Below are 25,995 nucleotides of genomic sequence, written 5' to 3' on the forward strand. Positions count from 1 at the left end.
GAGCCGCAGTGATTCCAGGAGAATACGTCCTCCGCCAGGAGCCCGTGACGGCGAACGCGGGCCGCGACGCCATCGAGCTGTCCGTGACCAACACCGGCGACCGGCCCGTGCAGGTGGGCTCGCACTTCCACTTCGCCGAGGCGAACGCTGCGCTGGACTTCGACCGGGCAGCAGCCCGCGGCCGGCGCCTCGACATCCCCGCAGGGACGGCTGCCCGGTTTGAACCCGGGGACTCCCGGAGCGTCCGGCTCATCGAACTCGCAGGGTCCCGCGAAGTGTTCGGGCTCAGCAACGCTATCAACGGAAAGCTCGACGGCGGCCCCCGCCCGGGCGGGTCAGCCACCGAAAGGGACGCCAAATGAGCTTCGAGATCCCGCGGCGGCAGTACGCCGACCTGTACGGTCCCACGACCGGCGACAGGATCCGCCTGGCCGACACCGAGCTGTTCCTCGAGATCGAGAAGGACCTCACCGTCTACGGCGAGGAAGTGGTGTTCGGCGGCGGCAAGGTGATCCGCGACGGCATGGGCCAGAACGGCCAGGCCACCCGTGACGGGGACCGCCCGGAAGACGATGTTCCGGACACCGTCATCACCAACGCCGTCATCCTGGACTACACCGGAATCTACAAGGCGGACGTTGCCCTCAGGGACGGGCACATCTTGAGGATCGGCAAGGCCGGCAATCCCCAGATCACCGACGGCGTCGACATTGTGATCGGCGCCAGCACCGAGATCATCGCCGGGGAACGCAAAATCCTCACCGCCGGCGGCATCGACACGCACATCCACTTCATCTCCCCGGACCAGGTGGCCACGGCCCTGACCAGCGGCGTCACCACCATGATCGGTGGCGGCACCGGGCCGGCGGAAGGGACCAAAGCCACCACAGTGACCCCCGGCAAATGGCACATCCACCGGATGCTGCAGGCCGCCGAGGCGTTCCCCATGAACATCGGCCTGTTCGGCAAAGGCCACGCGTCCGCCGTCGAACCCCTCGCCGAGCAGATCCGGGCCGGCGCCATCGGCCTCAAAGTGCACGAGGACTGGGGCTCCACCACATCCTCGATCGACATGTCGCTGACCGTGGCCGATGAATACGACGTCCAGGTGGCCATCCACACCGACACCCTCAACGAGTGCGGCTTCGTGGAAGACACCATCCGCGCCATCAACGGCCGCGTGATCCACACCTTCCACACCGAAGGCGCCGGCGGCGGCCACGCACCGGACATCATCAAGATCGCCGGGATGCCCAACGTCCTGCCGGCCTCCACCAACCCCACGCTGCCGTACACACGCAACACCATCGAAGAGCACCTGGACATGCTGATGGTCTGCCACCACCTCAACCCGGACATCCCCGAGGACGTGGCCTTCGCCGATTCCCGCATCCGCGCGGAAACCATCGCCGCAGAGGACGTCCTGCAGGACATGGGCATCTTCTCCATCACCTCCTCCGACTCCCAGGCCATGGGCCGGGTGGGCGAGGTGATCACCCGCACCTGGCAGGTGGCGGACAAGATGAAGAAGCAGCGCGGAATTTTAGCGGCCGACGGCGGCGCGGACCTTGGTGCCGACGGGTCGGCTTCCGGGCACGGCAACGCCGGCAGCGACAACTTCCGGCTCAAGCGCTACGTGGCCAAATACACGATCAACCCCGCGCTCGCCCAGGGCATCGCGGACACGGTCGGGTCCGTGGAAGAAGGCAAATTCGCCGATCTGGTCCTCTGGGACCCGGCCTTCTTCGGCGTCAAACCCGAACTCGTCCTCAAGGGCGGGCAGATCGCCTACGCCCTGATGGGTGACGCGAACGCGTCCATCCCCACCCCGCAGCCGCGCACCATGCGGCCCATGTTCGGCGCTTTCGGCAAGGCCGTCCAGCAGACCTCCATCACCTTCCTTTCCCAGGCCGCGATCGACGCCGGCGTCCCCGCAGAACTCGGCCTCGAAAAGGTCATCCGGCCCGTCTCCGGAATCCGGAACCTCACCAAAGCCGACCTCAAGTACAACGACGCGATGCCGGACATCCAGGTGGACCCGGAAACCTACCAAGTCACGGTGGACGGGGTGGACGTCACCTGCGAACCCGCCGACGTCCTCCCCATGGCCCAGCGCTACTTCCTCTTCTAAACCCCCCCCGGAGAACCACGTGATCATCGAGAAAATCCTCGGCAACCTCCACGACCTGCCCGAAACCGACCTCGCCGCCTATACCGGGCTGCACCGCGAGAAAGTGGTGCTGCCCAGCGCCCAACTGGTCAAACGCATCCAGCGCGCCACCACGGACCACGGCAATGAAATCGGCATCCGGCTCGCGTCAGGATCCGGCGACCTCCGCGACGGCGACATCCTCCATGTCGCCGACACCAACATGATCGTGGTTTCCGTGCTTCCCACCGACGTCCTGGTCATCGCACCCCGCACCATCCACGAAATGGGCGTCACCGCACACTCCCTCGGCAACCGGCACCTCCAGGCACAATTCTTCGCCGCCGACAGCGAGTACGGGGCCGAGGTCATGGTGTGCGCCTACGACCACACCGTCGAGGACTACCTCATCCACAACTCCGTGCCCTACGCCCGCCAGGAACGCGTCATGCCTGTGCCCTTCCGCCATGCTGAACACAGTCACTGATTCAGCGCCTTTGGGTCCGGTTGCTTGGGACGCCGCGAGGGATATGGGGCCGTGCCCGCTCCGCGGTGCCCGCCACGCCGCGGCCCCATATCCCTCGCGTCGCTTGGGTTCGTCGACTTGGGTGCGCCTTTCGTGAGCGGGTATCAGCTTGCTCTTCAGCAGTTGGTTGACTCTGCGCTTCCTACTGGGGCTTTTGCTCACTCCCTGGGGTTTGAGACGTATGTCGACGCCGGTGTTGTTGCTGATGAGGCTTCTTTTGGGGTGTGGCTGTCTGCGTTTGTCTCGCAGTCCTTGACCTACTCTGATGGGTTGGCTGTTCGGCTGCTCTATGAAGGAGCTGACCTTGGCGAGCTGGATTCTTTACTCTCCGCTTCTCTGTTGCCCCGGGAGGTTCGGGAGGCCAGTGTGAAGATGGGTGGCCGTCTCTTGGAGATTGGGGCTGAGGTGTTTCCCTCGGCCGCCCTGAACCTGTACCGGGACTCCGTGGCCCGCTGCCGGGCCGCGGGGCACCAGCCGCTGGCGTTCGCCGTCGTCGCCCGCTCACTGGGTGTGCCGCTGCAGGAGGCACTCACCGCCTACCTCTTCGCCACCGTCACGTCCCTCACCCAGAACGCCGTGCGGGCCATCCCGCTCGGGCAGAACGCCGGCCAACGGATCCTGCGGAAAGCGCACGACGACGTCGCTGCCGCCATCGAGGCGATCGCGCACCTCACGCCGGACGACTTCGGAGCCGTCAGCCCAGGACTGGAAATCTCGCAAATGCGCCACGAACGCCAGCGTGCCCGGATGTTCATGAGCTAACAATGCCTATTGCTTTACAGGAGGAACACCATGACTAAACCCATCAAAATCGGCGTCGGCGGGCCCGTCGGAGCCGGCAAAACCCAACTCGTGGAACGGCTCACCCGGCACATGAGCGGCGGCATTTCCATGGCCGCCATCACCAACGACATCTACACCATCGAGGACGCCAAAATCCTCGCCGCCAACGGCATCCTCCCCGAGGACCGCATCATCGGCGTCGAAACCGGCGGCTGCCCCCACACCGCCATCCGCGAAGACACCTCCATGAACACCGCCGCCATCGAAGAACTCAAAACCCGTCACCCCGACCTCCAGGTCATCTTCGTCGAATCCGGCGGTGACAACCTCTCCGCCACCTTCAGCCCCGAACTCGTTGACTTCTCCATCTACATCATCGACGTGGCCCAAGGCGAAAAGATCCCCCGCAAAGCCGGCCAGGGAATGATCAAATCCGACCTCTTCATCATCAACAAAACCGACCTCGCACCCCACGTTGGCGCGGATTTGAATGTCATGGAGCGGGACTCCAAAGAGTTCCGCGGCAACAAGCCGTTCTGCTTCACCAACCTCAAAACCGACGAAGGCCTCGACAAGGTCATCGACTGGGTCCGCCACGACGTCCTGATGCTCGATTTGGCATGAGTACGACGGCGGTTGGGTCACCTCAAGCAGGCACCTCGCCGGGGCCTGCGCCCGCGGGTGGAAGGGGCCGTGCCCGCTCCGCGGTGCCCGCCACGCCGCGGCCCCTTCCACCCGCGTCCGCTGATCGGCCCCCGATGGGCGAGCTTGAGCTTCGGGTCGCCGTTCGTGGTCAGCGATCCTTTGCCGAGCATCAGTACCATCGGGGTGCCTTGAGGGTACTCCGGCCTCACTACTTGGATGACTCCGGGCAGGTTTGTTATGTGGTTGTGAATCCTGGCGGGGCTTATCTTGGGGCTGACCTTTTTGTGCTGGATGTGGAGGTGGGTGACGGCGCTGACCTGTTGTTGACCACGCAGTCGGCGACGAAGGTTTATCGGACTCCCGGGTCTTTTGCTGAGCAGCGGATGAGTGTGCGGCTGGGGGAGGGGGCGCGGCTGGAACTTCTGCCGGACCAGCTCATCGCCTACCGGGAGGCCAGCTACCGGCAACAGACCTCCGTGACCCTGCGGCCTTCGTCGAGCCTTGTCATGGCAGAAGTGGTGACCCCTGGCTGGTCGCCGGACGGCGCCGCCTTCCGGTACGAGGAAGTGCGGCTGCGGAACGATATCCACATCGAAACGGATGGCGGCACGCAGCAGCTGGCCCTCGACAACCTGCTGATCCGGCCGCCGCTCGGCGACGTCACCGGGCTGGGGTTCATGGAAGGCTTCAGCCACCTGGGCTCACTGGTGGTGGTGGACGCCCGGGTGGACCAGGCGCTCGCAGACCACCTTCACCACCTCACGGCGGGATACGACGCCCGGACCGGAATCACCCTCACCCGCACCGTTGCCGGAACCACCGGCCTGGTGCTGCGCTCGCTGTCCAACAGCACCGGTGAACTGAACCGCCTGCTCGCCGCCTGCGCCGACCTCCTGAGGGAACGCTGGCACGGGCAAGGCCCACTGAACCTGAGGAAGCACTGATGACGGCCCTGGCAAACATTGCAACCCTGTACCGCGACCGGGAAACCCTGCCGTTCCGGACCCGCCTGCTTGCCACCTTTGGTGCCGTGGCCGCGCTGCATATTGCCGCCGTCGTCCTCCTCGTCGCCGGCTCGGCAACAGCCGGTGCGCCCCTTGCCCTCGGCCTGGTACTGACCGCCTACGTGGCCGGCGTCAAGCACAGCTACGACTGGGACCACATCGCCGCCATCGACAACTCCACCCGCAAATTCGTGGCGCAGCGGAAGGACCCCGTCAGCGTGGGGTTCGCCTTCAGCCTGGGCCACAGCTCCGTGGTGGTCCTGGCCGGGCTGCTGGTGGTTGCGGGCGCGGCGGTGATCGGCCAGTTCATGGAAGACGGAACCACCGGCAACCACGTGCTGGGCCTGGTCGGCAGTGGCGTGTCCGGGCTGTTCCTGCTGGCCATGGGACTGTTCAACGGGCAGGCGTTCCTGCGTGCCGCGCAGGCGTTGCGGAGCGCCCGCAGCGGTGCGGCCATCAGGGACGAAGACCTGGAAAGCAAAGGCTTTGTTGCCCGGCTCCTGTCCAGGCCGCTCGCACGGGTGCAGCGGCCACGGAACATCTACGTGATTGGCTTCCTGTTCGGGCTCGGGTTCGACACCGCCACCACCATCGGGCTGCTGGTGGTGACCACGGCCGCATCCCTGGCCGGGGCGTCCCCGGTGGCGCTCATGGCGCTTCCCCTCGCTTTCACCGCGGCAATGACCCTCTGCGACACGGTCAACGGCGTGGCGATGATGCGCATGTACAGGTCAGCGATCCACAGCCCGCAGCACAGGCTCGGCTTCAATGCGGCGGTCACAGGCGTTTCAGCGCTGTCGGCACTGTTCATCGCCGTCATCACGCTCGGCGGGTTCGCCAACGCCGCTTTTGGCCTGGCCGATCCGCTCACCAGCTGGTTGGGGGAGATCGACCTTGGTGAAGCCGGACTCCTGCTGGTGGCGGCCTTCCTCGCCGTCTGGGGCGGGGCGATCCTGAAGTCGCGAAGGACCATCAAAACCTCCGCCTGACACGGGGCGCGCTGCCGGTCCATGGGGACCGGGCACTGACGCCTGGGTGGGCCCTGGCGTCAGGCGGCCATGCCGCGGTTCGGCCTGCGGTGCGCGCGGCTCTTGGGAGGTGCTGCAGCCTGCACACCATGCAGCTTCTGCCCGCCGTCCGGAATGGTGGTGTCCGAGTGAAGGTGCATTCCGTGCCCGATCAGGACGCCGGAGCCAATGCGGGAGTGGCTGCCGATGTTGGCGCGGTTACCGATCACTGTGGCGCGGCCAATTCTGACACCGTCGCCGATGACCGTCCGCGTGCCGATCTTGGCTTCGCGGTCAACCCAGCTGCCGTGTCCGATCCGGCAACCGGCGCCGATCACCGCACCGTGCTCCACGTACGTCATGGGGCCGATCTGGGCGCTCTCGGCCACAATCGCCCCGGGCGAAACGAAGCCACCGCCATTGGCGTGCCGGACGTATCGGGTGACCTTGCCGGCGTCGTCTTCTACTGATTCAAACTTTGCGCTCATCACATCCCTAACCAACTGGCGGGTTTCCTACCGCACAGTAAGTTAACGGTTGACGGTCCGCAGTGATTCCCGGGACGCAGCCGGACGGAAGGCCTAGGAGACGAGGTTCGCGGCGGCGGTGTCCATGTGTTCGAGGATGGTCTTCCGTGTCAGCCCGGCGTCACCGGTATCGATGGCATCCACGATGTCCCGGTGGCGGTCAACGCTCATGTTGCTGACGCCTTTTTCCTGTCCGGCAAACATGATGGACATCCGGATGGAGCCCTCCAGCGACTCCCAGGAGTGCAGGAGCGTTTCATTGCCGGTCAGCCGGCAGAGGGTCCGGTGGAACTCCAGGTCCGACTCGATGCGTTCCTCCAGCGTTCCCCCGGCATTCGCGGCCATGGCGTCGATGGCGGCGTGCAACGACTCGGTGACGTGCTGGCGGTCCGCCAACTCGCAGAGTGTCCGGGCAGCAAGGGACTCCAGGGCCGCGCGCACCGCAAAGATGTCCCGGATCTCCTTGTGGTCCAGGTGCCGCACGGACAGGCGGCCACGCGGTCCGGCGGAGAGAAGGCCCTCCTGTTCCAGCTGCCGCAAGGCTTCCCGGAGCGTGCCCCGGCTGATCTGGAGCATTTCGGACAGTTCGGTTTCCACCAGGTGCCGGCCCGGTGCCAGCTCGCCGCTGGTGATGGCGGTCCGCAGCGCCGAGAGGGCCTGCTCGCGCAGGCTTTTCTTTTGCAGTCCCAGCAGCGGGGCTGTCAGTCCGGCCATGGCATCCGTCCTCAGTGTCATAAGTCGACTGTTTACAGTCGTAGTTCGATGGTACGGCAGAAAGCGCGGCACCGGCTTAGGACCGGTGCCGCGCTTTCTGATGGTCTAGTGGCTCTCTACCCGAGTTCGGCGAGGACCTTAGCCACGATGCGGCTGGTGGCGAGCCCGTACCGGTCGTGCAGGGTGGGAAGGGCGCCGGCATCGAGGAACTGGTCCGGGAGGCCGATGGGAACGACACGCTTTCCCAGGCCCGCGGTGACGACGGCGGAGGCAACCGTTTCGAACAGGCCGCCCACCACGGAGTGGTTTTCCAGGGTGACGGCGAGCCTGTCCGTGTTGATCTCCTTCAGGACGGTCTCGGCGTCGAACGGCTTGATGGTGGGCGTATGCACGACGGCGACGTCCACGTTATGTGCCGCGAGGGCCTTCGCTGCCTGCAGCGCACGCATGGTCATCAGCCCGGAGGAGATGAACACGACGTCGTTGCCGCCGCGCAGCACCTTGGCCTTGCCGAGCTCGAACGTGTAGCCGTACTCGTCCAGGACTGTGGGCACGTTTCCGCGGAGCAGCCGCAGGTACGTGGGGCCCTCGGACGCTGCCAGCTGCGGCACGGCCTGTTCGATGTCGATGCTGTCGCAGGGGTCCACGATGGTCAGGTTGGGCATGCCGCGGAAGATCGCCATGTCCTCGGTGGCCTGGTGGCTGGGGCCGTACCCGGTGGTGAGGCCGGGCAGGCCGCCCACGATGTTGACGTTCAGGTTCGGCTCTGCCGCGTCCAGGCACAGGAAATCGTAGGCGCGGCGGGCCGCGAAGACGGAGTAGGTGGACGCGAACGGCACCAGTCCGGTTTCGGCCAGGCCCGCGGCTGCGCCGAAGAGCAGTTGCTCGGCCATGCCCATCTGGAAGAACCGCTCCGGGAAGGCCTTGGCGAAGATGTGCATGTCCGTGTATTTGCCCAGGTCCGCGGTCAGGCCCACGATCTTGTCGTTCTCCTGCGCGGCCTTGACCAGGGCGTGCCCGAACGGCGCGGACGCCGTCTTCTGGCCGGGATCGGCGAACGATGCGATCATCGCCGAGGTCTTGAGCTTGGGCTTAGTGGCCGCCGTTGTGTCGGGAGCCTCGGTGGTGGTGCTCATGCTGAAGCCTTTCCTTCATATCCGGCGGTGAGCTGCTCGCGGCAGGTCTGCCATTCGTTCTCTTCGATGCGCATGAAGTGCGCCTTTTCGCGGTCCTCCAGCAGCGGGACGCCGCGGCCCACCTTCGTATCGCACAGGATCACGGAAGGACGTCCGACGGCGGCGGCCTGGGCGGCTGCGTTGTCGAACGCTGAGAGCAGCGCGCCGACGTCGTTTCCGTCCACCCGCTGCGTGTACCAGCCGAACGATTCCCACTTCTCGGTGACCGGCTCGGTGCGGAGTACGGTGTCGGTTTTTCCGTCGGCCTGCAGGGCGTTGATGTCCACCATGGCGGTGAGGTTGCCCAACTGGTGGTGGTGCGCACCCATGGCCGCTTCCCAGGTGGAGCCTTCGTCCAGCTCGCCGTCGGAGAGGAAGTTGAACACCCGGGCGGACGAGCCCTGATAGCGCAGGCCCAGCGCCATTCCGACGGCGATGGTCAGGCCGTGGCCCAGGGAACCCCCCGAGATTTCCATGCCGGGGGTGTACGTGGACATCCCGGACATCGGCAGCCGGGAATAATCCGAGCCGTAGGTTTCAAGTTCGTCCACTGGAACGATTCCGGCTTCGGCGAGGGCTGCGTAGTGGCCGATCGCGTAGTGGCCGGTGGACAGCAGGAACCGGTCGCGGGCTTCCCAGTGCGGGTCCTCGGCGCGGAAGTTCAGCTGGTCCCCGTACACGGTGGCGAGCATGTCGGCAGCCCCGAGGGCCTGGCCCACGTAGCCCTGGCCTTGGACTTCGCCCATGTTGAGGGCGTGGTGCCGGATCCGGTACGCGGCGGCGCTGATCTTCTCCACCCGTTCCGGGGTCACCGCGGTCTGCAGGTTCTGTTCCTGCAATGTTTGTCCCTGTGGGGTGTCCTGGACGGTATCTGTAGGCATTGCGTGCTCCGTGGTTGTTGGGTGCGCGGTCATTCAGGCGTTGATGGTGTTGGGGGTGCTTTTGGTGGCTTCTTCGGCCAGTTCGCGCTCCCGCTTACCCCAGGTTTCCCGGGTAGCCACCGCAGCCCAGAGGCCGATCAGGGCGTAGGCACCGAAGAGCAGGGCCGGGCCCATCCAGCCGAAGCTGACGAACAGCAGGGTGGTGATGAAGGGGGTGAAGCCGGAGACCATGGCCGAGATCTGGTAGGCCAGGCTGGCGCCGGAGGCCCGGGTCTTGGCCTGGAAGAGCTCCGGGAACCAGGCGCCCTGGGCGCCGGCGAGCGAGTTCTGGCAGACCGCGTAGGAAATGACGATGGTGATGATGATGGCGATGAACATTCCCGTATTGACCAGCAGGAACATCGGGATGGCGAAGAGGGCCGCGAACAGCGTGGACCAGACATACAGCGGACGCCGGCCAATGCGGTCGGTCAGCGCAGCCCAGGCCTGGGTGGCGAAGATGCCGATGGCGGAGGCGATGCACAGGGCGATGAGGGTCTGGCTCTTGTCTGCCAGGTGCTGGCTGTTGAGGTAGGAAATCATGTAGGTGATGGACACGGCGTAGCCGGCGGTCTCGGCCACGCGGAGGCCGATGCCCTTGACGATGTTGCGCCAGTCAGTCTTGATGACCTCCACGATGGGGGACTTTACGATGGCGCCGCTGTCCTTGACCTCGTCGAAGACCGGGGACTCCGGGACCTTGGAGCGGATGATCAGGCCTACCGCCACCAGTACGATGCTGCCAAGGAAAGGGATGCGCCAAGCCAGTTCGCCGCCGAGGTTGACGCTGAACAGGAAGGTCAGGTTGGCCAGCAGCAGGCCCACCGGGAAGCCCGCCTGGACGATGCCGGTGTACTTGCCCTTGGCCTTCCAGGGTGCGTGCTCATAGCTCATCAGGATGGCGCCGCCCCATTCCGCTCCGAAGGCCAGGCCCTGGACGATGCGGACGAAAACGAGCAGGGCGGGGGCGAGGAGCCCCACCGCGGCGTAGGTGGGCAGGAGCCCGATGGCGAACGTGGCCAGGCCCATCAGGATCAGGGAGGCCACCAGAACGGGCTTGCGCCCTACCTTGTCGCCGAGGTGGCCGCCGATGATGCCGCCCAGGGGACGGGCCGCAAAGCCGACGCCCAGCGTAGCGAAGGAAGCGAGGGTGCCGGTGACCGGATCGGTTCCGGGGAAAAACGCGGTTCCGAAGTACAGCGCAGCGGCGGTGCCGAAACCGATGAAGTCATACGTCTCGATCACAGCGCCCACACCGGAGCCAACGGCGACGCGCCTGGCGTCCTTGGTTCCGTGGACCGGACCGCGCATGGTCAGAGCATCTTTGCTCATGTTGGGTTCCCTTTCGAAAAGCGGTCTCAGGAAGTCACCGCTGTCGACTGTTAACAAATGATATCCCTAAGTGTGACCCGCATCATGCCCACTGTCAACAGTCGACTTTGTGGGTTGACTGTTGACAGTTAACGCAGCTAGTGTGGTCGGCATCACTACTGCTTGCACGAACCAAGGGATCAACGATGTTCCACTTCAGACTCGGATGCCGTCCCGCAGCCGCCGCCAAAGCAGCAAGATTCATCAGCAACCTCATCTGACCGTCGACTGCTCCATGGTTGTCGTTTGGACGCCTCATGACGACAACTGGAGCAACCGATCCACAAAACACTTTCAAGGAGTACCAACCATGACCACCATCCAGCGCACTGCCGTCCTCACCGGAGCCACCTCGGACCGGGGCATCGGCATCACCACCGCCCGCCGCTTCGCCCGTGAAGGCTGGGGCATCGTCATCCTGGACCTCGACGGCGAAAAGTCCGCCAAGGTGGCCGCGGAAATCGGCAACGAGTTCAACGTCCCCGCGTACGGCCACGAGATCGACGTCGCCAACGAGGCCTCCGTGACCACGGCCCAGGCCGCCGTTGCCGCCGAGGTGGCCGCCGGCAACCTGCCGCCCGTGGGCGCCCTGGCAAACATCGCCGGCATCACGTCGCCCGTCCCGTTTTTGGATACCACCCTCGAGCTGTGGCACAAGGTCATGGACGTCAACGCCACCGGCACCTACCTGGTGACCAAGGCATTCCTGCCGGACATGATCGGGAACGGCTGGGGCCGCATCGTGAACATGTCCTCCGTCTCTGCCCAGCGAGGCGGCGGCGTCTTCGGCAAGGTCCCCTACTCCGCAGCCAAGGCAGCCATCCTGGGCCTCACCAAGGCTCTGGCCCGGGAACTCGGCACCACCGGCGTCACCGTCAACGCCATCACCCCGGGCGCGGTGGACACCAACATCCGCGTGGGCAGCACCGAGGAACAGGAAGCCGCCATCAACGCCGGCATCCCGCTGGGCCGTAACGCCAGCACCGAGGAAGTAGCTTCCGTGATCACTTTCCTGTCCTCCGAGGATTCCGCGTACCTCACCGGAACCGTGGTGGACATTAACGGCGGAAGCCACATGCACTAAGGGAACTGCAACCCTTAACCCCCTTCCGGATGCCAGAGAGCCCACCATGACAAAGATCGTCAATGACCCTTCGGACTTCGCCAGGGAAGCCCTTGCGGGTTTCTGCGACATTCACGCCTTCGCCGGGCTGACCGGCGCGGACGCCGCCGACGGCGCCTTGATGGGCAACATCAAGGTCCTCAGCGACTTCGAGACATGCTGAGCAGGAGAGATGCCGTGGATTCCTACCCGTATTCCGAGTGGGCCCGCCTGATTGGTGTCCCTGTGGAGGTCCGGAAGGACCGGCGGACGGTGCGGTCCGGCGTGGTGGACAACGCCATGCCGGACTCTTCCGCCGTGTGGCTCGCAGGCGATGCTACCGGCAGCCGTGCCCTGTTCACCGCCGCTGACGGCTACGAGGTGTGGATCACCCCGCGCAAGTTGGACGGCAACCTTTGCTACAAAATGGCCGCCTTCCACCTGCCGGGTACTCCTAGACTGGAGTGATGATCACAGTAGCCGGAAGTGTGGAAACCAAACTGTCCGCTGAGAAGGCCTTTGCCTTCCTGAGTGAGTTCGAAAACACCAGCAAGTGGGACCCCGGCACCCCTGTGATGGACAAAATCACGTCGGGGCCCGTGGCCGTGGGACACAAGTACCACGCTGAGGCCGAGTTCCGGGGGAAACGCCAGTCGCTGATTTACGAGGTCATCGAGCTGACGGGCAGCCATATCAAGCTGCGCGGGGAGAACAAGACCGTAGTCTCCTTCGATTCCATCGACGTCGCCCCCAACGGCGCCGGATCCGTGGTGAAGTACACGGCCGAGTTCAGCATCAAGGGGCCGGCCAAGATCATCCAGCCGCTCCTGAAACCGCTGTTCATGCAGCTCCGCGACCCCGCATTGAAGGGCCTCCGGGACACGCTTAACTCACTGGCTGCTGCCTGACCCGGTTCCCGGTAAAAAACACCCGGATCCTGCGCCGTGGGTCCGCTTCCAGCCGGGTAGCGTCGTCGAGGATCATGGTGCAGCGCCCCTGCCCGTATTCGGGCCATGCCAGGCCGGGCTGGTCTGGGGCCCCGGTGCGGGCGAAGGCCGCCCAGGCTCCGCTTATGGTGTCACTGAGGGCCTGCGGAGCTTTGCCCCGGGTCAGGTAGGCGGCGTCCGGGGAATCCAGGCGCCGGAACACGAACGGAATTTCCAGCGCATGGCAGGATCCCAGCTTGCCGCCCATGGCCGGGCTGCGCCAGGTGAACAGGTAGGCGAACGTCCTGCCGTGAGCAGCGCTGCCTGCTGCCTGGAGCCTCGCGTCAAGCAGGTTGTTGCTGGGCTGGCGGTACACAACATCGGCAATGGCAGCCTCCAGTACTTCCTTCCCGCGGGGCTCGCGTGCCAGCACGGCCGCCAGAGCTTCCGCATATTCCGGCGCGCAGTCTCCAGGCAGGCCGCCGGCGGACAGGACCGCGGCGGCCCGGTCCGGGTAACCAGGGTCTTCCGGCCGGTCCGGGCGCATTTCGACGGCGAAGGACCCCTCGTTGAGGTTGGTGCCCACCAGCAGGTCCACGCCACTGTTGATTCCGCTGCGGACAGCGTCCAGTGGAGGTTCCGGCAGTGACGGGGTCCCCACTGTTGGCTGGAAGGGGAGCGGCACCGCGTAGCTGTCGGCGGCGATCCTCTCTTCGAGTTGCTGCTGGGCAGCCAGCAGCCGTTCCACCGGGAGGGTGCGCAGCTCACCTGCTGACGATTCGTCCAGGCCGCAAAGCCGCAGGAAGTCAGCAGTCACGCGCGCAGACGCCTCCGGGGTGCGGAAGCGCTCCGCTGTGCCGCTTTGCATGATGGCCCGCCTGAAGAGGCCTTCCGACGCCGGCATGCCCAGCAGGGTGCCGACGGCTGCCGCGCCCGCCGATTCCCCGAAAAGGGTCACATTGTGCGGGTCACCGCCGAACCCGGCGATGTTGTCACGCACCCAGCGCAGCGCCTCGAGCTGGTCGAGCAGGCCGAGGTTGGACGAATCCCCGAAATCATCGCCGAGCAGGTGCGCCAGGTGAAGGAAGCCGAGCGCACCCAGCCGGTAATTGATGGCGACCACCACCGTGCCCGCCGCTGCGGCGAGGCGGGCGCCGTCGTACATCCCGTCACTGTTGGAGCCCATCAGGTAGGCGCCGCCGTGGATCCAGACCATCACCGGCCGGGCCGTCCCGCCGGTGTCCGGCGTCCAGATGTTCAGGTTCAGGCAGCCGTCCTCGCTCCAGGCCAGCGGGGTTTCGTGTGGATCCCGGGCGTCCGGGTTCTGGGGGGCTGCGGGGCCGTACCCGGTGGCGTCCACCTCACCGGTCCATTGGGGGAGGGCCACCGGCGGGCGGAAGCGCAGTTCCCCCGACGGCGGCTGGGCGTAAGGGATGCCGAGAAACCGGTGCACGGGGGCGCCGTCTACTGCCAGGGTGGCTCCGCGGAAGGTTCCGTCGTTGCTGGAGGCGAGCTTCATGATTGACACCTTACGGGGTGTCCGCGGGTACGCTGAGGACTACCGTTCGGCAGTGGGCGGCCATGGTGTGCCATGGCTTATCAATTGTGTCCGGGAGGGAATGCTTGTGGTTGACACCGGGGTTTCGGGTGGCAAGGTTTTTGCCGATGTTGCAGCCCACGTGCAGGACCTTGTCCTGCAGAGTCCTGATCTGGTCCGGCTCCTGGACAGCCTTGCCCTCTACGCGGTAGCCCGGCTGGGCAACGTCGGCCGGGAGCTGTTCTGCAGCATCTCCGTCAGCCGCCCCAAGAAACCCACAGCAGCGGCCGCCAGCGACACCAAGGCAAGGCTGCTTGACCAGCTGGAACTCAAGTACGGCCAGGGGCCCGGAGATTCCGCTGTCAGCAGCGCAGCCACCATGCACGTCCAGGACCTGCGGGAGGAAACGCGGTGGCCGGACTATGCCGCCGCGGCCACGCACCAGGGCGCCCAGTCCGTGCTGGCCATGCCGCTGCAGCTCGAGGGTGAGGACCGCGGCGTGCTGGTCCTGTACAGCGGGCAGCCACAGGCTTTCAGCGCCGATGCCGTTGCCATGGCCGAGGCGTTCACGAAACAGGCGGCCAAGGGCCTGGCCCTGACGCTGCGGATGGCGAAGCTCCAGGACACCAAGGATGGAATGACCGCCGCCATGCAGACGCGGACGGTCATCGACCTGGCCACGGGTGCCATCATGGCGCAGAACCGCTGCAGCCAGGATGAGGCGTTCAAGGTGCTGCGCGAAGCCTCCAACAGCAGGAACATGAAGCTGCGGGACGTTGCCTCGCTGGTGGTGTCCTCGGTAGCCGGCGGCGCGAAGACGTTCACCTACTTCGACGAATAGGGATCCTTCGGCTCCACGGAAACCACTGTCAGCGGGGAGCTGCTGTACGGTGCCCGGACCACCAGGTCCGCCTCGGCACACCTTTCATTGACGGCCTGGGACAAAGCGTCGCGCTCCTTCTGCGGCAGCGCCCCGGATTCCAGGCTGTAATTGCGGATGTCCTCTTCTGAGGCGTCGCCGCCAAGGGCCACGTAATCGAGCCACAGGCCGCCGATATCCAGGTTGTGCAGCCTGATGACAGCCCCGGTCAGGGCCTGCTGGTCCGCCTCATCCATTGTCCCCTCCTAGCTTTGGGAGATGATCTCCACCGGGATTCGGAGCCGGGATGCCTGCGGATGGGTGCGGATGGGATTTTTTTCCTGTGAGAATGGGTCCGAGCGCAAATCCTGAAAGCGGGCCCCTGGGGACTGCGGGAGCGCGCCTGGGGCGGTTGGACCTCATCACCAACTGCCGCAACTTCCTCGATTCACCCCAGCGGTACCTTCGGCATAGCTGACGGCGGGAGGGCCTGGCGTCCGCTTCCCGGCGTGACAGCCACGGGTGAAGTCCTGCGCCGGCGGAGGGTGGGGATCCAGCAGGGTACGGCCTCGCGGTATGCCTCGAAGACGCTGCCGAAGCGGGCCTTAAGGTTCGCCTCCTCAAGCGGCCGCACGGCATAGTTCCAGACCAGCGAACCCAGGACCGCGTAGCCCACCACGAACCAGGAGTGCAGCATCAGGCCCACCGCCGCGCCCTGGACAACGCCGGCCACCGCCATCGGATTGCGTATCCAGCGGTACGGTCCGGCAACCACCAGCGTGGTGGCCATGGCTGCGGGCAACGGTGTCCCATTTCCCCTGGTGGACATCGAAACGGCAGACCAGATGCCCAGCGCGCTGGCCAGGATCAACACCACCAGGCCGGCCGGGCCGGCCGCTTGCGGAAAAGCAGCAGCCAGTCCCCAGCGCTGCTCAAGGAAGTCCAGCAACAGGGGAAGGACTCCCAGGAAGAAACCCCAGAACACAACGATCTGCCCAAAGGTGGCAGCCACATGGAACCGGGCGCGCCGCTGACGGGCGGGGCGGAACGCGAACGGGCCGCGGATAATCCACTCAACGGGAATCCGTCCCCAGCAGGCCAAACAGAGGGCCGCAATCGAGCCCGCCACCGCGGCCGTCATCAGGAGGGCTCCCGTGCCCGCCTGCGTTGTGGCCGTGGCGTAGGCGCCGAGTGCAATGGTGACCACGGCGGACCACGCGGAAACAATGGCGGCAGCGGCCCGGACACCTGCGGCGGCCGCGGCGGACCCCACCACGAAGAGGGGGATATCGAAAGCAGCAACAAGGGCGGGATCGAGGCTGCCGAGTGTGGCTGTCCGCACGGTGGGAGACACCGCAACGGCGGCCCACCATAGGGCTCCGGCCAACGCCTGCAGGGCAAAGTACAGTCTGCCCCACCAGATGAACCGCGGCACGGATTCCCCCGAATCTCTCCTGGCATCCCTTGCGAATGCCCTATGTTCCGCCCTGCCGGCCGCAGGCGGATTCCAGAGCTTTCCAGTGAATGAAAGCCATGGCCGTGAGGTGCGGTGCGGCGGCAAGACTTGTTCCTGAGACTACCCGTCGAGCCGGGGCCCTGGACGCCACTGGTGCGCACAAGCGCCCGGACATGCAGGTGCCCGGCCAAGCGAAAGGACCAGGATGGACATGATTCGGGTTGAACCCAAATGCAGGGTCATCATCGACAACGACTGGGCGGGTGATCCGGACGGGCTGGTGGGGCTGGCGCATCACGCGCTGTCCCCGGCCAACCGGATTATCGCCGTCACGGCATCGCTGACGAATCCCATGTTCGGGCCGCCGCAGGGCCGTGCCGGGGCCGGCGCGGCCTTGGCGGAGGACCTGCTGCGGGTCCTCAAGCTGCCGGACCCGTCCACCGTCCAGGCCGGACCCGACGCCCCCTTCACGGGACAGCCGCGGGAATCGGCAGCGGCCCGGGCCATCATCGCCGCCGCTGCCGAACCGGCCGGGGGAGACCTCCCGCTGGTCCTGGTCTGCGCAGGTCCCCTGACGAACGTGGCTGATGCACTCCTGGTGGAGCCTGCCATCGCGTCGGCGTTCACGCTTGCGTGGGTGGGCGGAGCAAAGGTCAATGACGACGAATACAACTACTTCACCGACCCCGCCGCTGCGGACTTCGTCCTGGGCAACAAGGACCTTGCAGTGTGGCAGTTCCCGGCCGAAGCGTACCGGCGGATTGTTGCCCCGGTGGCGGAGCTGGACCAGCTGTTCCGAACTGCCGGAACCGCCGGCGCCTGGCTGTGGGAGCTTTTCCACGGACTGGACGTGCCGGACTTCGTGAAGTTCGGGCCGCTGTGGTGCCTGGGGGACAGCGCACCCTTGGTGGTGACAGGGCTCGACGACGCCACCTCCGCCTTCACGGAAACAGGCACCCAGCCCGAGCGCCGCACCTACACCTCAGTGGATACCCGGCTTATCATGGCCGATTTCGCCGCCAAGCTGCGGCTGCAGGCGTAGCGGCACAAAAAAGAAATGGCCCGGATCCCCATGGGAAATCCGGGCCATTCGCCGTGATCAGGCGGGCAGGGCCACCTGGGATGCCTGCTTGCGGGCGAAGGTGCCCAGCCAGTGCGCGCTCTCCTTGGGAGTGCGCTCCTGGGTGGTGCGGTCCACGGCGATCAGCCCGAACTTGGGCCGGTAGCCGAAGATCCACTCGAAGTTGTCGAACGCGGTCCACGCGATGTACCCGCGCACGTCGATGCCGTCCGCCATGCAGGAGGCAACGCCGTCGACCGCTGCCTGCAGGTAGGCAACCCGCTGCGTGTCGTCCTCCGTAGCCAGGCCGTTCTCGGTGACCATCACCGGAACACCGGCCACGCGGGCGGCTTCACGGACGGTGGCTTCAATGGCCTGCGGGTAGATTTCCTCACCCATCTGGTTGGTTTCCACGCCGTCCGGCGCGGGTGCATGGCCGTCCGCGCCGTAAACCGTGCGGCCGTAAGTCTGGATGCCCACGAAGTCGTCGCTCCGGGAAGCTTCGAGGAAGCGCTCGTTGACGTCGCGGCGCACCTTGTCCGCAATCTCCTCGCCGCCGGGGATGGCCTGGATGTCGGAGTTGGCGAGCGTCCAGCCCACCTGGAGCTCCGGGCGGTGTGCCTTGATCGCGGCGGTGGCGGCCTGGTGCGCGGCCAGCTTCACGGCGAACCCGGCCTCAGTGGAGCAGAACTGGAACGGGGCAACGGTACTTGCGTCGACGCCCAGGCGCTGCGCCGCGGCAGCCCAGATGGGTACGGAGCCGCGGTTTGCCGGAGCTTCCCCGCCAATGCCAAAGGACTCCAGGAGCCAGGGCAGGTTGGGCTCGTTCAACGTGCACGCGACGCCGATGAGGTGGCCGAGGTGCGCCATGGCACGGTCGCAGTACCGCGCGAACAGCTCAGCTGTGCGGGCACCTTCCCAGCCGCCGGACTGCAACAGCCACAGCGGTGAGGTGAAGTGGTGGAACGTCACCACAGGGGTGAGGCCGTGCTCAACGCAGGCCTCCAGGACGCGCTTGTAGTGGTCCAGCGCGGCCACGGAGAACTGGCTTTCGGCCGGTTCGATCCGAGCCCACTCCAGGGAGAAGCGGTAGCTGGTGAAGCCCAGCCCGGCGATCAGGGCAATGTCCTCGCGGTAGCGGTGGTAGTGGTCCACGGCGTCCCCGGACGGCTCCGCGAAGATCGTTCCGGGCAGCTGCTCCAGGAACCAGGTATCGCTGTTGACGTTGTTGCCTTCCACCTGGTGGCCGGCGGTGGCCACGCCCCAAAGGAAGTCCTGCGGAAACGGGTTGGTCATGTGGTTCCTCTCGTGATGGGGCCGGCCAGGCGGCGCCCAGGCGTCTCTGCCTTCACCATCTTGTCCGGCCGCGTGACCCCCGCCACAATACTTTTTCAATCAATGACATTGTCATGTCTGGCCCTGACGGCCCCGGCTGATTCTTGAAAGGTGCCGGACACCACCGGCCCCACTGATTTCTTTCCGTTGCAGTCAGAGAAGAATGCGAAGGCGCACCACATGAAACTTCTGTCCACCACCGCACGCGGCAGTGCTGCCGTCCTGACCGGTGCCCTGCTGATCGGCTCCCTGGCCGCCTGCGGCGGCGGGTCCAGCCAGGCCTCCGCCAAGGCCGACACCAGCAGCCTCACGCTGGCCATCGACAGCGACTCGGGTTCCTTCGGCTATGACCCGCTGCGCGTCTCCGCAGCGCAGCGCCAGTTCTTCGAAGGCCTCTACGACAGCCTCATGACGCTGCAGCCGGATGGCTCCACGGGCCCCGGCCTGGCCAAGGAGTTCAGCTACAACGGGGACAACACAGTCCTGACGCTGACCCTCAAGGACGACGTCACGTTCACTGACGGATCCAAGCTCGACGCCGCACTGGTCAAGGCAAACCTGGACCGCCGCTCCGATCCCGCACTGAGCGCCTACTCCGCCGTAGCCAAGGGCGGCGCCCAGGAAATCACCTCCGTGGACGTGGTCAGCCCCACCCAGGTGGCGCTGACCTTCGCCAAGCCGCAGCCCGGATTCGAGAAGAACCTGGCCTCCACCACCGGCATGATCGTGGGCAAGAACGGCGTCACGGACACCGGCAGCCTCGCTGCTACCCCGGACGGTTCCGGGCCGTACACCCTTGACCCCTCCACCGTGAAGGGCAACAAGTACGTCCTGGTGAAGAACGACAAGAACGCGGACGCTGCCAAGTACGCCTTCAAGAAGGTGGTTTTCAGCGTTGTCCTGGACCCCCAGGCCCGCGCCAACGCCCTGGTCTCCGGGCAGGCGGACGTGGCCATGCTGACGTCGAACACCGTTGACTTCGCCAAGTCAAAGGGCGTCGGCGTTTCGCAGATCGGCGGCACCGTCAACACCATGATCTCCTTCGACAAGATCGGCAAGACCGCCCCGGCTTTCGCGCAGGAGAAGGTCCGCCAGGCCATCCAGTACGCCATCAACCGCCAGGCTTTGGTAGACGCACTGCACAAGGGTGACATCCCTGCCTGGAACGCCCTGCCCAAGGATTCAGCGGGATTCACCAAGGACCTCGAAACCAAGTTCGCGTACAACCCGGACAAGGCCAAGAGCCTGCTGGCCGAGGCCGGCTACGCGAACGGCTTCGAGTTCACCATCATCGCCGGCGCCCAGACCCAGACGGACCTGCAGGCCGTCCAGAAGGACCTGGCCGCCGTCGGCATCACCATGAACGTGAAGATGGCCGCCTCCACCGACGAAGCCTTCGCCGCCGTCGCTACCACGCCCCTGGGTTACGCGCCGCTGAACTGGGACAACCCGGTCGGCGTCATGTACGGCGCCATCCTCAACGGCTTCACCAACGTCCAGAAGGCCACCGATGACCAGCTCAGCGCCGCCACCGGCGAGCTGGCCGCAGCCAAGGACGACGCTGCCGTCAAGGCCGCCGCGACCAAGCTGAACACACGGTTGGTGGAGTCCGGCTGGATGATCCCGCTGTACGAGGCGCTGACCAACCAGGGCTACAACACTAAGAAGGTGGCCCAGGTGAAGTTCGCCGGCACCAACGCCTACCCGCTCCTCTCGTCCTACACCCCGGCCAGCTAATACCCGCACCTTCCCGCCGGGGCTCCTCATCAGACAGGAGGCCCGGCGGAAGGGCCTGACCGATGGAGGTCACCATGGCACTATTCATCACTAAGCGCCTGCTGATGGCGCTGGCCACCGTGCTGGTGGTTGCGCTGCTGGCATTCCTGCTGGTGCACGCGATGCCGGGCAGCCCGGGGGCCGTGTCCCTCGGCGCCGGCGCCTCCCAGGACGCCATCGACGAGGTCAACCAGCGGCTGGGCTGGAACGATCCACTGTTCACGCAGTTCTTCACCTGGCTCGGTTCCGCGGTCCAGGGAGACCTCGGGATCTCCCTGATCGACGGCCGCTCCATCAGCGCGGATCTTGCCAGCCGCCTCCCCGTCACAGCGTCCCTCGCCGCGGGGGCCACCGTCCTCAGCGCGGTCCTTGGCATCGGCCTGGGCGTCACTGCAGCTGTCCGCGGCGGCTTGCTGGACCAGGTCATCGGCGGCTTCGTCGGACTCCTCGTGGCGCTGCCGGCCTTTTGGGTGGGCGTCATTTTCGTGTACGTCTTCGCCGTCCAGTCCTCCGTCTTCCCCGCCACCGGCTATGTGCCGTTCGAGGTCTCGCCGCAGGACTGGGCCCTGTCCCTGGCCTTGCCGGTGATCACGCTGGCCGTGGGCGGTGGCGCATTCATTGCCCGTCAGACCAGGGCCTCCATGCTTGAAGCGTTGCAGCAGGAACATATCCGCACCCTGCGCGCCACGGCCACCCCCACCTGGAAGATCCTCTACGTCCACGCCCTGCGCTACGCCAGCCTGCCCATCGTTGCGGGTATCGCCCTGCAGTTCATCGGCCTGTTCGGCGGCTCCGTCATCGCGGAGCAGCTGTTCGCCATGCCCGGCCTGGGCCAGGCCGTCCAGACCTCCGTCAGCACCCATGACGCTCCCGCCGTCCAGGGCGTGGTGGTGATCGCCACCGTGGTGGTGGTTGCCGTCAACCTGCTGCTGGAGCTGGCCACCAAGTTCCTCGACCCGAAGTTGCGTGCCTCATGATCCCAACAGTTGCCCCGGCCCCCGCGGACGCGGACCAGGCAGGAAGTACGACGCCGGCAGCAGCGCCCGCGCGCAGCGCCGGCAAGGCGGGCCTCACCAAGTTTTCCCGGCACCGGCTGCTGACCTCGCCCGGTGCCGTGGCCGGGCTCGTTTGGCTCGCGGCCATTGTCACAGCATCTCTTACCGCGCCGCTGTGGCTGCCGTTCAAAACCGAGGACCAGGACTTCACCGCGGTCCTCTCCGGCCCCACCGCCGCCCACTGGCTGGGGACCGACGAACTGGGCCGGGACATCCTCAGCCGCATCTTCGCCGCCGCGGCCGGCACCCTGGGGACGTCGATGCTCACGGTGATTGTCGGCGTCGGGCTTGGCACCATCCTGGCCATGCTTGCCGCCGGTACCGGCGAACGCACTGAGGCCGTGATCAGCAGGGTCACTGAAATCATGATGTCCCTGCCGGGCACCGTGATCATCCTGGCCGTCATCGGCGCCGTCGGAACCAACATTCCGGTGGTCATGGCCATCCTGGGCATCCTGATGTCCGCCGGCATCTACCGGGTGATCCTGGGCCAGGCCAAGTCCCTGCAGTCCCAGCTTTACGTGGATGCGGCCAAGGTGGACGGCGTCAGCCCGCTGCGGATCAGCCTCCGCCACGTCCTGCCCGGGCTGGCCAATACCATCGTGGTGCAGGCCGCGCTGATCTTCGCCGTGGGCATGCTCATCCAGGCCGGGCTGGCGTTCATCGGGTTCGGGCCGCCCATCCCGCAGCCCAGCTGGGGCGGCATGATCCAGGGCGCCTCGCAGCACGTCTATGACGCCCCCTGGATGATGGTGCCCACCGGCGCCGTCCTGGCGCTGACAGTCCTGTCCGCCAACGCCATCGGCAACGCCCTGGGCAAGGCACCCAACGCCGCCGCACCGCACCTGCCCTCCGCCGCGGCCCGCCGGCAGCGCGCCAAAGCCGTCGCCGCGATTGCCGCCGCGCCGGTATCAGAGGCCCAGGCCGCAAGGAACGGCGCCTCTCACGATGCTGCGTCGGAAGGGACACTCAGCGTCCGCAGCCTCTCCGTCGGCGTCGACAACGGTGTCAGGCTGGTCACCGATGTCTCCTTCGACGTCGAGCAGGGCACAGTCCTTGGCCTGGTGGGGGAGTCCGGCTGCGGCAAGACCATGACCGCACTGTCCCTCCTGGGCCTGCTGCCCTCCGGTGTTTCCGTCAGTGGCGGGCAGATCCTCTGGAACGGCAGGAACCTCGCCGCCGCAACGGAGAAAGACATGGAAGGCATCCGCGGCCGCGACATCGCGCTGATCAGCCAGGAGCCCATGCGGGCACTGGATCCCATGTTCACCGTGGGGTACCAGCTCACGGCAGCCATCCGCCGGCTCCGCGGCATGGGCAAGTCTGAGGCGCGTACGGAGGCCCGGAACCTGCTGGAAAAGGTGGGCATCGTGGACGCCCAGCGCATCCTCAAGACCTATCCGCACCAGATCAGCGGCGGCATGGCCCAGCGCGTGGCCATCGCCCTTGCACTCTCCGGGCAGCCCCGGCTGCTGGTGGCGGACGAACCCACCACGGCCCTGGACGTCACGGTGCAGGCCGAAATCCTCTCCCTGCTCCGGGCCCTGGTGAAGGACACCGGGATGTCCGTGGTGATGGTGACCCATGACCTCGGCGTGGTGGCAGACATCTGCGACCAGGTAGCCGTGATGTACGCCGGGCAGGTGGTGGAGAACGGCAACACCGCCGCCATCCTGGACAACCCGCGCCATCCCTACACCCTGGCCCTCCTCGCCGCGGACCCGCACGCCAACGACGCGGACAACATGCCCGAACGCCTGGCCACGATTCAAGGCCAGGTACCCCAGCCCAAGGACTGGCCCACCGGCTGCCGCTTCGCCGCCAGGTGCCAGTTCGCCGGCTCCGCCTGCACGGACCCCGTTCCGCTCCTGGCCTCCGGCGCTGGCGAGGGCCTGGTGCGCTGCGTCAAGGCGGACCAGCTGGCGGTCGAGGGCATGGACTGGCTGGCCACCGACGTGCCCGCCGCCCGCCTCCTCCCGGTCAGCCCGGCCACCTCCCAGCACACCGCCGTCATCGAGAAGGACCTGGCATGAGCACCGCAGTCACGGAACGCACCGATTCCACCCTTCCCCACGACGGCACGCCCATGCTGGAGGTCAAGGACCTGGTGGTCCGCTACGGCCGGGGGCGCAAGGCAGCCGCCGCGCCGGCCGCCGTCGACCATGTCAGCTTCAGCATTGCCCCCGGCGAAACCGTGGGGCTGGTGGGGGAGTCCGGCTCCGGCAAGTCCACCATAGGCAAAGCCATCCTGGGCCTGCAGAAGGTTTCCGGCGGGTCCATCAGCTACCAGGGCAAGGACATCTCCTCGGCCGGCGCCGCCCAGCGCCGGGCCCTCGGAGGCGAACTCCGGGCCGTCTTCCAGGACCCCAACTCCTCCCTCAACCCGCGGAACACCGTGGGCACGTCCCTCGCGGAACCGCTGCGCCTCCGTGGCGTGCCGGCGGCAGAGGCCCGCGCCAAGGCGGAGGACATGCTGGAACGTGTCGGGCTGCCGCGCGAAGCCGTGGACCGGTACCCCAGCCAGTTCTCCGGCGGCCAGCGGCAGCGGATCTCCGTGGCCCGCGCCCTGATCTGCGACCCCCGGCTGGTGGTCTGCGACGAAGCCGTCAGCGCCCTTGACCTCTCCACCCAGGCACAGGTGCTCAACCTCCTGGCCGACCTCCGCGACGAACGCGGCCTGAGCTACCTGTTCATTGCCCACGACATCGCCGTGGTGCAGTTCCTGGCACAGCGGGTGGTGGTGCTGTACCGCGGCCAGGTCATGGAAAGCGGACCGGCGGCGGCCGTCACCGAGAACCCGCAGCACCCCTTCACCCAGGCCCTCGTGGCTGCTTCACCCGTACCCCGGCCCGCCGAGCAGGCTGCCCGGCGGGAAGCCCGCGAGTCCCTCGGGGTCCGCACCGGCGCCGCCGCAGTACCCGGTCCCGGCGGCTGCCCGTTCCGGCTCCGCTGCCCCCTCGCCACCGAACTGTGCGCCACCGAACGCCCGGCGCTGCGGCGCGTGGGTACGGCGGACGTCGCCTGCCACTACGCCTGAGCGGATCGCCGCCGGCATTTCCGGAGGTGCAGCTTCCTGTATCACCTCAAGACACCATTCAACCCAGAAGGGGAGCCCCGATGACAGAGCGGCACCAGCAGCCGGATAGAACAGGCGATCGGATTGTCATGCTGGGGGTCAACGGCGGCCCCGTCCTGGCCCCTGACGAAGCCAAACCTGCCTTGGCGCTGGTGGTCAACGACGCTGTGTACTTGGTTGACTGCGGGCTGGACACATCCCGCCAGCTGCTCAATGCGGGATTGGGATTTGCCGGGATCCGGGGCATTTTCATCACGCATCATCATCTTGACCACACCTCCGGGCTCCCCGGACTCCTTCTGCACGGCTGGACAGCGCGGCCGCCCCTGCCGCCCGTGGACATCTGGGGGCCGCCGGGGGCTAAGCAAAAGGCAACCAATCTCCTGGCCGGCTTTGAGGACGAGATCGCCCTCTTTCAAGCCGGCGGTGGCTTCGGAGATTTCACGGCACCAGCTGGGCATGACGTGGAGGTCCCCCTGGACGGCGGGATCGTACCTGTCATGGAAGACGACAATGTACGTGTTGACGCCACCCGGGTGTTCCATGGCCCGGAAGTGGCGGATGCCTATGCTTACCGGTTTTCGGTTAAGGGAACAGGCAGGGTGGTGGTCTTTTCGGGTGACACTGCCGCCCATGATGTCAATCTTGCCGCCATCTCCACGGGATGCGATGTGCTGGTCCACGAAACGCAGGACAACAGCGCCATCGAGCGCATTGCAGCCGGACTTCCCCACCCCCGTGGTGAGGAGCTGAAGAAGCATCTCTTCGAAGCACACTCCAGCGTCCTTGACCTCCCGGCTGTCGCGCATGCGGCACAGGCCAAGAAGCTGGTCTTCAGCCACTACACGCCTGTTGCACACCCGCCCGCTGTCTGGCTGGCGATGGCAACCCCCGCGGCGGAAGCCATCGGCTACGAGGGCGAGATCATCGCGCCGAAGGCGCTGGACGTCATACCGCTCTAGCAGGATGCTGTCTCTCCTGTCGCTGCCGCC

The 25,995-nt window shown here is 66.4% G+C and carries 27 protein-coding genes; 18 read left to right on the forward strand and 9 right to left on the reverse strand.

Going from position 1 to position 25,995, the window contains the following annotated elements:
* Positions 1 to 8 precede the first annotated feature (8 nt).
* From ACP3TD_RS02605 to ACP3TD_RS02635, 7 genes are all read left to right on the forward strand, one after another.
* Positions 9 to 362, forward strand: a complete 354-nt coding sequence (locus ACP3TD_RS02605; protein WP_426765228.1) for an urease subunit beta — start codon at positions 9 to 11, stop codon at positions 360 to 362.
* A complete protein-coding gene (gene ureC / locus ACP3TD_RS02610; protein ID WP_426765229.1) occupies positions 359 to 2,131 on the forward strand; it encodes an urease subunit alpha in 1,773 nt (590 codons plus the stop codon). Before ACP3TD_RS02605 ends, ureC begins: the two co-directional genes overlap by 4 nt.
* Before the next feature lie 19 nt (positions 2,132 to 2,150).
* On the forward strand, positions 2,151 to 2,636 hold the full coding sequence (gene ureE, locus ACP3TD_RS02615; RefSeq protein ID WP_426765230.1) for an urease accessory protein UreE: 486 nt from the start codon (positions 2,151 to 2,153) through the stop codon (positions 2,634 to 2,636).
* 132 nt (positions 2,637 to 2,768) lie between these two features.
* The gene (locus ACP3TD_RS02620; protein WP_426765231.1) at positions 2,769 to 3,437 is read left to right on the forward strand and encodes an urease accessory protein UreF; all 669 of its coding nucleotides are present in this window, start codon (positions 2,769 to 2,771) and stop codon (positions 3,435 to 3,437) included.
* Between the two features lie 30 nt (positions 3,438 to 3,467).
* Complete coding sequence (gene ureG / locus ACP3TD_RS02625) at positions 3,468 to 4,082, forward strand: urease accessory protein UreG (protein WP_426765232.1); 615 nt, start codon at positions 3,468 to 3,470, stop codon at positions 4,080 to 4,082.
* 134 nt (positions 4,083 to 4,216) lie between these two features.
* Positions 4,217 to 5,047 (forward strand): urease accessory protein UreD, encoded by an 831-nt coding sequence (locus ACP3TD_RS02630; RefSeq protein ID WP_426765233.1) that lies wholly within the window; start codon positions 4,217 to 4,219, stop codon positions 5,045 to 5,047.
* On the forward strand, positions 5,047 to 6,096 hold the full coding sequence (locus tag ACP3TD_RS02635) for a HoxN/HupN/NixA family nickel/cobalt transporter (RefSeq protein WP_426765234.1): 1,050 nt from the start codon (positions 5,047 to 5,049) through the stop codon (positions 6,094 to 6,096). The genes ACP3TD_RS02630 and ACP3TD_RS02635 overlap by 1 nt, the downstream gene beginning before the upstream one ends.
* Positions 6,097 to 6,155: 59 nt before the next feature.
* Here the strand turns inward: ACP3TD_RS02635 and ACP3TD_RS02640 are convergent, their stop codons facing one another.
* The 5 genes from ACP3TD_RS02640 to ACP3TD_RS02660 form a co-directional block, all read right to left on the reverse strand.
* Positions 6,156 to 6,602, reverse strand: coding sequence for a transferase (locus tag ACP3TD_RS02640; RefSeq protein ID WP_426765235.1), 447 nt, complete (start codon positions 6,600 to 6,602; stop codon positions 6,156 to 6,158).
* A gap of 93 nt (positions 6,603 to 6,695) precedes the next feature.
* Positions 6,696 to 7,355, reverse strand: a complete 660-nt coding sequence (locus ACP3TD_RS02645) for a GntR family transcriptional regulator (protein ID WP_056082735.1) — start codon at positions 7,353 to 7,355, stop codon at positions 6,696 to 6,698.
* 116 nt (positions 7,356 to 7,471) lie between these two features.
* Positions 7,472 to 8,491: a transketolase family protein gene (locus ACP3TD_RS02650; RefSeq protein WP_426765236.1), complete on the reverse strand. Its 1,020-nt coding sequence runs from the start codon at positions 8,489 to 8,491 to the stop codon at positions 7,472 to 7,474.
* Positions 8,488 to 9,411, reverse strand: coding sequence for a transketolase (locus tag ACP3TD_RS02655; protein WP_426765237.1), 924 nt, complete (start codon positions 9,409 to 9,411; stop codon positions 8,488 to 8,490). The genes ACP3TD_RS02650 and ACP3TD_RS02655 overlap by 4 nt, the downstream gene beginning before the upstream one ends.
* Before the next feature lie 33 nt (positions 9,412 to 9,444).
* A complete protein-coding gene (locus ACP3TD_RS02660) occupies positions 9,445 to 10,782 on the reverse strand; it encodes an MFS transporter (RefSeq protein ID WP_426765238.1) in 1,338 nt (445 codons plus the stop codon).
* Between the two features lie 349 nt (positions 10,783 to 11,131).
* Between ACP3TD_RS02660 and ACP3TD_RS02665 the strand changes: the two genes are divergently transcribed.
* Genes ACP3TD_RS02665 through ACP3TD_RS02680 form a run of 4 tightly spaced genes read left to right on the forward strand, consistent with a single transcriptional unit; the run spans position 11,132 to position 12,831 of the window.
* On the forward strand, positions 11,132 to 11,905 hold the full coding sequence (locus ACP3TD_RS02665) for an SDR family NAD(P)-dependent oxidoreductase (RefSeq protein ID WP_426765240.1): 774 nt from the start codon (positions 11,132 to 11,134) through the stop codon (positions 11,903 to 11,905).
* Positions 11,906 to 11,951: 46 nt separating this feature from the next.
* Positions 11,952 to 12,107: a hypothetical protein gene (locus ACP3TD_RS02670; RefSeq protein WP_426765242.1), complete on the forward strand. Its 156-nt coding sequence runs from the start codon at positions 11,952 to 11,954 to the stop codon at positions 12,105 to 12,107.
* A gap of 14 nt (positions 12,108 to 12,121) precedes the next feature.
* Positions 12,122 to 12,391 carry a hypothetical protein gene (locus tag ACP3TD_RS02675; protein ID WP_426765244.1) on the forward strand — a complete coding sequence of 90 codons (270 nt, stop codon included), beginning with the start codon at positions 12,122 to 12,124 and terminating at the stop codon, positions 12,389 to 12,391.
* The gene (locus tag ACP3TD_RS02680) at positions 12,391 to 12,831 is read left to right on the forward strand and encodes an SRPBCC family protein (RefSeq protein WP_426765245.1); all 441 of its coding nucleotides are present in this window, start codon (positions 12,391 to 12,393) and stop codon (positions 12,829 to 12,831) included. Before ACP3TD_RS02675 ends, ACP3TD_RS02680 begins: the two co-directional genes overlap by 1 nt.
* Here ACP3TD_RS02680 and ACP3TD_RS02685 read toward each other — a convergent pair.
* The gene (locus ACP3TD_RS02685) at positions 12,809 to 14,368 is read right to left on the reverse strand and encodes a carboxylesterase/lipase family protein (RefSeq protein ID WP_426765246.1); all 1,560 of its coding nucleotides are present in this window, start codon (positions 14,366 to 14,368) and stop codon (positions 12,809 to 12,811) included. The two genes, ACP3TD_RS02680 and ACP3TD_RS02685, sit on opposite strands and share 23 nt — an antisense overlap.
* 100 nt (positions 14,369 to 14,468) lie before the next feature.
* On the opposite strand from ACP3TD_RS02685, the gene ACP3TD_RS02690 reads away from it, so the two are divergent.
* Positions 14,469 to 15,227 (forward strand): ANTAR domain-containing protein, encoded by a 759-nt coding sequence (locus ACP3TD_RS02690; protein WP_426765247.1) that lies wholly within the window; start codon positions 14,469 to 14,471, stop codon positions 15,225 to 15,227.
* Here ACP3TD_RS02690 and ACP3TD_RS02695 read toward each other — a convergent pair.
* Positions 15,212 to 15,502 carry a hypothetical protein gene (locus ACP3TD_RS02695; RefSeq protein ID WP_426765248.1) on the reverse strand — a complete coding sequence of 97 codons (291 nt, stop codon included), beginning with the start codon at positions 15,500 to 15,502 and terminating at the stop codon, positions 15,212 to 15,214. The two genes, ACP3TD_RS02690 and ACP3TD_RS02695, sit on opposite strands and share 16 nt — an antisense overlap.
* A 191-nt stretch (positions 15,503 to 15,693) precedes the next feature.
* Positions 15,694 to 16,680, reverse strand: a complete 987-nt coding sequence (locus ACP3TD_RS02700; RefSeq protein ID WP_426765249.1) for a methyltransferase family protein — start codon at positions 16,678 to 16,680, stop codon at positions 15,694 to 15,696.
* Between the two features lie 232 nt (positions 16,681 to 16,912).
* On the opposite strand from ACP3TD_RS02700, the gene ACP3TD_RS02705 reads away from it, so the two are divergent.
* A complete protein-coding gene (locus tag ACP3TD_RS02705) occupies positions 16,913 to 17,743 on the forward strand; it encodes a nucleoside hydrolase (RefSeq protein WP_426765250.1) in 831 nt (276 codons plus the stop codon).
* A gap of 57 nt (positions 17,744 to 17,800) precedes the next feature.
* Here ACP3TD_RS02705 and ACP3TD_RS02710 read toward each other — a convergent pair whose 3' ends face one another.
* Positions 17,801 to 19,057 carry a glycoside hydrolase family 1 protein gene (locus tag ACP3TD_RS02710; protein ID WP_426765251.1) on the reverse strand — a complete coding sequence of 419 codons (1,257 nt, stop codon included), beginning with the start codon at positions 19,055 to 19,057 and terminating at the stop codon, positions 17,801 to 17,803.
* 219 nt (positions 19,058 to 19,276) lie between these two features.
* Here ACP3TD_RS02710 and ACP3TD_RS02715 point away from each other — a divergent pair, with 219 nt between their 5' ends.
* The 5 genes from ACP3TD_RS02715 to ACP3TD_RS02735 all read left to right on the forward strand — a co-directional run bounded on the left by ACP3TD_RS02715 (position 19,277) and on the right by ACP3TD_RS02735 (position 25,965).
* Positions 19,277 to 20,833 (forward strand): ABC transporter substrate-binding protein, encoded by a 1,557-nt coding sequence (locus ACP3TD_RS02715; protein WP_426765253.1) that lies wholly within the window; start codon positions 19,277 to 19,279, stop codon positions 20,831 to 20,833.
* 62 nt (positions 20,834 to 20,895) lie between these two features.
* Entirely contained in the window at positions 20,896 to 21,849 is a 954-nt protein-coding gene (locus tag ACP3TD_RS02720) for an ABC transporter permease (RefSeq protein WP_426765254.1), read from the forward strand.
* Positions 21,846 to 23,960: a dipeptide/oligopeptide/nickel ABC transporter permease/ATP-binding protein gene (locus ACP3TD_RS02725; protein WP_426765255.1), complete on the forward strand. Its 2,115-nt coding sequence runs from the start codon at positions 21,846 to 21,848 to the stop codon at positions 23,958 to 23,960. Before ACP3TD_RS02720 ends, ACP3TD_RS02725 begins: the two co-directional genes overlap by 4 nt.
* Complete coding sequence (locus ACP3TD_RS02730; RefSeq protein ID WP_426765256.1) at positions 23,957 to 24,964, forward strand: oligopeptide/dipeptide ABC transporter ATP-binding protein; 1,008 nt, start codon at positions 23,957 to 23,959, stop codon at positions 24,962 to 24,964. The genes ACP3TD_RS02725 and ACP3TD_RS02730 overlap by 4 nt, the downstream gene beginning before the upstream one ends.
* Positions 24,965 to 25,044: 80 nt before the next feature.
* The gene (locus ACP3TD_RS02735) at positions 25,045 to 25,965 is read left to right on the forward strand and encodes an MBL fold metallo-hydrolase (protein ID WP_426765257.1); all 921 of its coding nucleotides are present in this window, start codon (positions 25,045 to 25,047) and stop codon (positions 25,963 to 25,965) included.
* Positions 25,966 to 25,995: the final 30 nt, after the last annotated feature.

It is taken from the genome of Pseudarthrobacter sp. 1G09, assembly GCF_050038305.1.
GTDB classification, from domain to species: Bacteria; Actinomycetota; Actinomycetes; order Actinomycetales; family Micrococcaceae; genus Arthrobacter; species Arthrobacter equi.

What these genes read in the sequence shown, in the direction of transcription:
- ACP3TD_RS02715 (WP_426765253.1), top strand. Translation starts at nt 19,277, where the DNA reads ATGAAACTTCTGTCCACCACCGCACGCGGCAGTGCTGCCGTCCTGACC.
- ACP3TD_RS02725 (WP_426765255.1), top strand. Translation starts at nt 21,846, where the DNA reads ATGATCCCAACAGTTGCCCCGGCCCCCGCGGACGCGGACCAGGCAGGA.
- ACP3TD_RS02655 (WP_426765237.1), bottom strand. Translation starts at nt 9,411, where the DNA reads ATGCCTACAGATACCGTCCAGGACACCCCACAGGGACAAACATTGCAG.
- ACP3TD_RS02730 (WP_426765256.1), top strand. Translation starts at nt 23,957, where the DNA reads ATGAGCACCGCAGTCACGGAACGCACCGATTCCACCCTTCCCCACGAC.
- ACP3TD_RS02670 (WP_426765242.1), top strand. Translation starts at nt 11,952, where the DNA reads ATGACAAAGATCGTCAATGACCCTTCGGACTTCGCCAGGGAAGCCCTT.
- ACP3TD_RS02645 (WP_056082735.1), bottom strand. Translation starts at nt 7,355, where the DNA reads ATGGCCGGACTGACAGCCCCGCTGCTGGGACTGCAAAAGAAAAGCCTG.
- ACP3TD_RS02640 (WP_426765235.1), bottom strand. Translation starts at nt 6,602, where the DNA reads ATGAGCGCAAAGTTTGAATCAGTAGAAGACGACGCCGGCAAGGTCACC.
- ureG (WP_426765232.1), top strand. Translation starts at nt 3,468, where the DNA reads ATGACTAAACCCATCAAAATCGGCGTCGGCGGGCCCGTCGGAGCCGGC.
- ACP3TD_RS02720 (WP_426765254.1), top strand. Translation starts at nt 20,896, where the DNA reads ATGGAGGTCACCATGGCACTATTCATCACTAAGCGCCTGCTGATGGCG.
- ACP3TD_RS02685 (WP_426765246.1), bottom strand. Translation starts at nt 14,368, where the DNA reads ATGAAGCTCGCCTCCAGCAACGACGGAACCTTCCGCGGAGCCACCCTG.
- ACP3TD_RS02635 (WP_426765234.1), top strand. Translation starts at nt 5,047, where the DNA reads ATGACGGCCCTGGCAAACATTGCAACCCTGTACCGCGACCGGGAAACC.
- ACP3TD_RS02690 (WP_426765247.1), top strand. Translation starts at nt 14,469, where the DNA reads ATGCTTGTGGTTGACACCGGGGTTTCGGGTGGCAAGGTTTTTGCCGAT.
- ACP3TD_RS02695 (WP_426765248.1), bottom strand. Translation starts at nt 15,502, where the DNA reads ATGGATGAGGCGGACCAGCAGGCCCTGACCGGGGCTGTCATCAGGCTG.
- ACP3TD_RS02705 (WP_426765250.1), top strand. Translation starts at nt 16,913, where the DNA reads ATGATTCGGGTTGAACCCAAATGCAGGGTCATCATCGACAACGACTGG.
- ACP3TD_RS02735 (WP_426765257.1), top strand. Translation starts at nt 25,045, where the DNA reads ATGACAGAGCGGCACCAGCAGCCGGATAGAACAGGCGATCGGATTGTC.
- ACP3TD_RS02710 (WP_426765251.1), bottom strand. Translation starts at nt 19,057, where the DNA reads ATGACCAACCCGTTTCCGCAGGACTTCCTTTGGGGCGTGGCCACCGCC.
- ACP3TD_RS02680 (WP_426765245.1), top strand. Translation starts at nt 12,391, where the DNA reads ATGATCACAGTAGCCGGAAGTGTGGAAACCAAACTGTCCGCTGAGAAG.
- ACP3TD_RS02650 (WP_426765236.1), bottom strand. Translation starts at nt 8,491, where the DNA reads ATGAGCACCACCACCGAGGCTCCCGACACAACGGCGGCCACTAAGCCC.
- ACP3TD_RS02630 (WP_426765233.1), top strand. Translation starts at nt 4,217, where the DNA reads ATGGGCGAGCTTGAGCTTCGGGTCGCCGTTCGTGGTCAGCGATCCTTT.
- ureC (WP_426765229.1), top strand. Translation starts at nt 359, where the DNA reads ATGAGCTTCGAGATCCCGCGGCGGCAGTACGCCGACCTGTACGGTCCC.
- ACP3TD_RS02660 (WP_426765238.1), bottom strand. Translation starts at nt 10,782, where the DNA reads ATGAGCAAAGATGCTCTGACCATGCGCGGTCCGGTCCACGGAACCAAG.
- ACP3TD_RS02665 (WP_426765240.1), top strand. Translation starts at nt 11,132, where the DNA reads ATGACCACCATCCAGCGCACTGCCGTCCTCACCGGAGCCACCTCGGAC.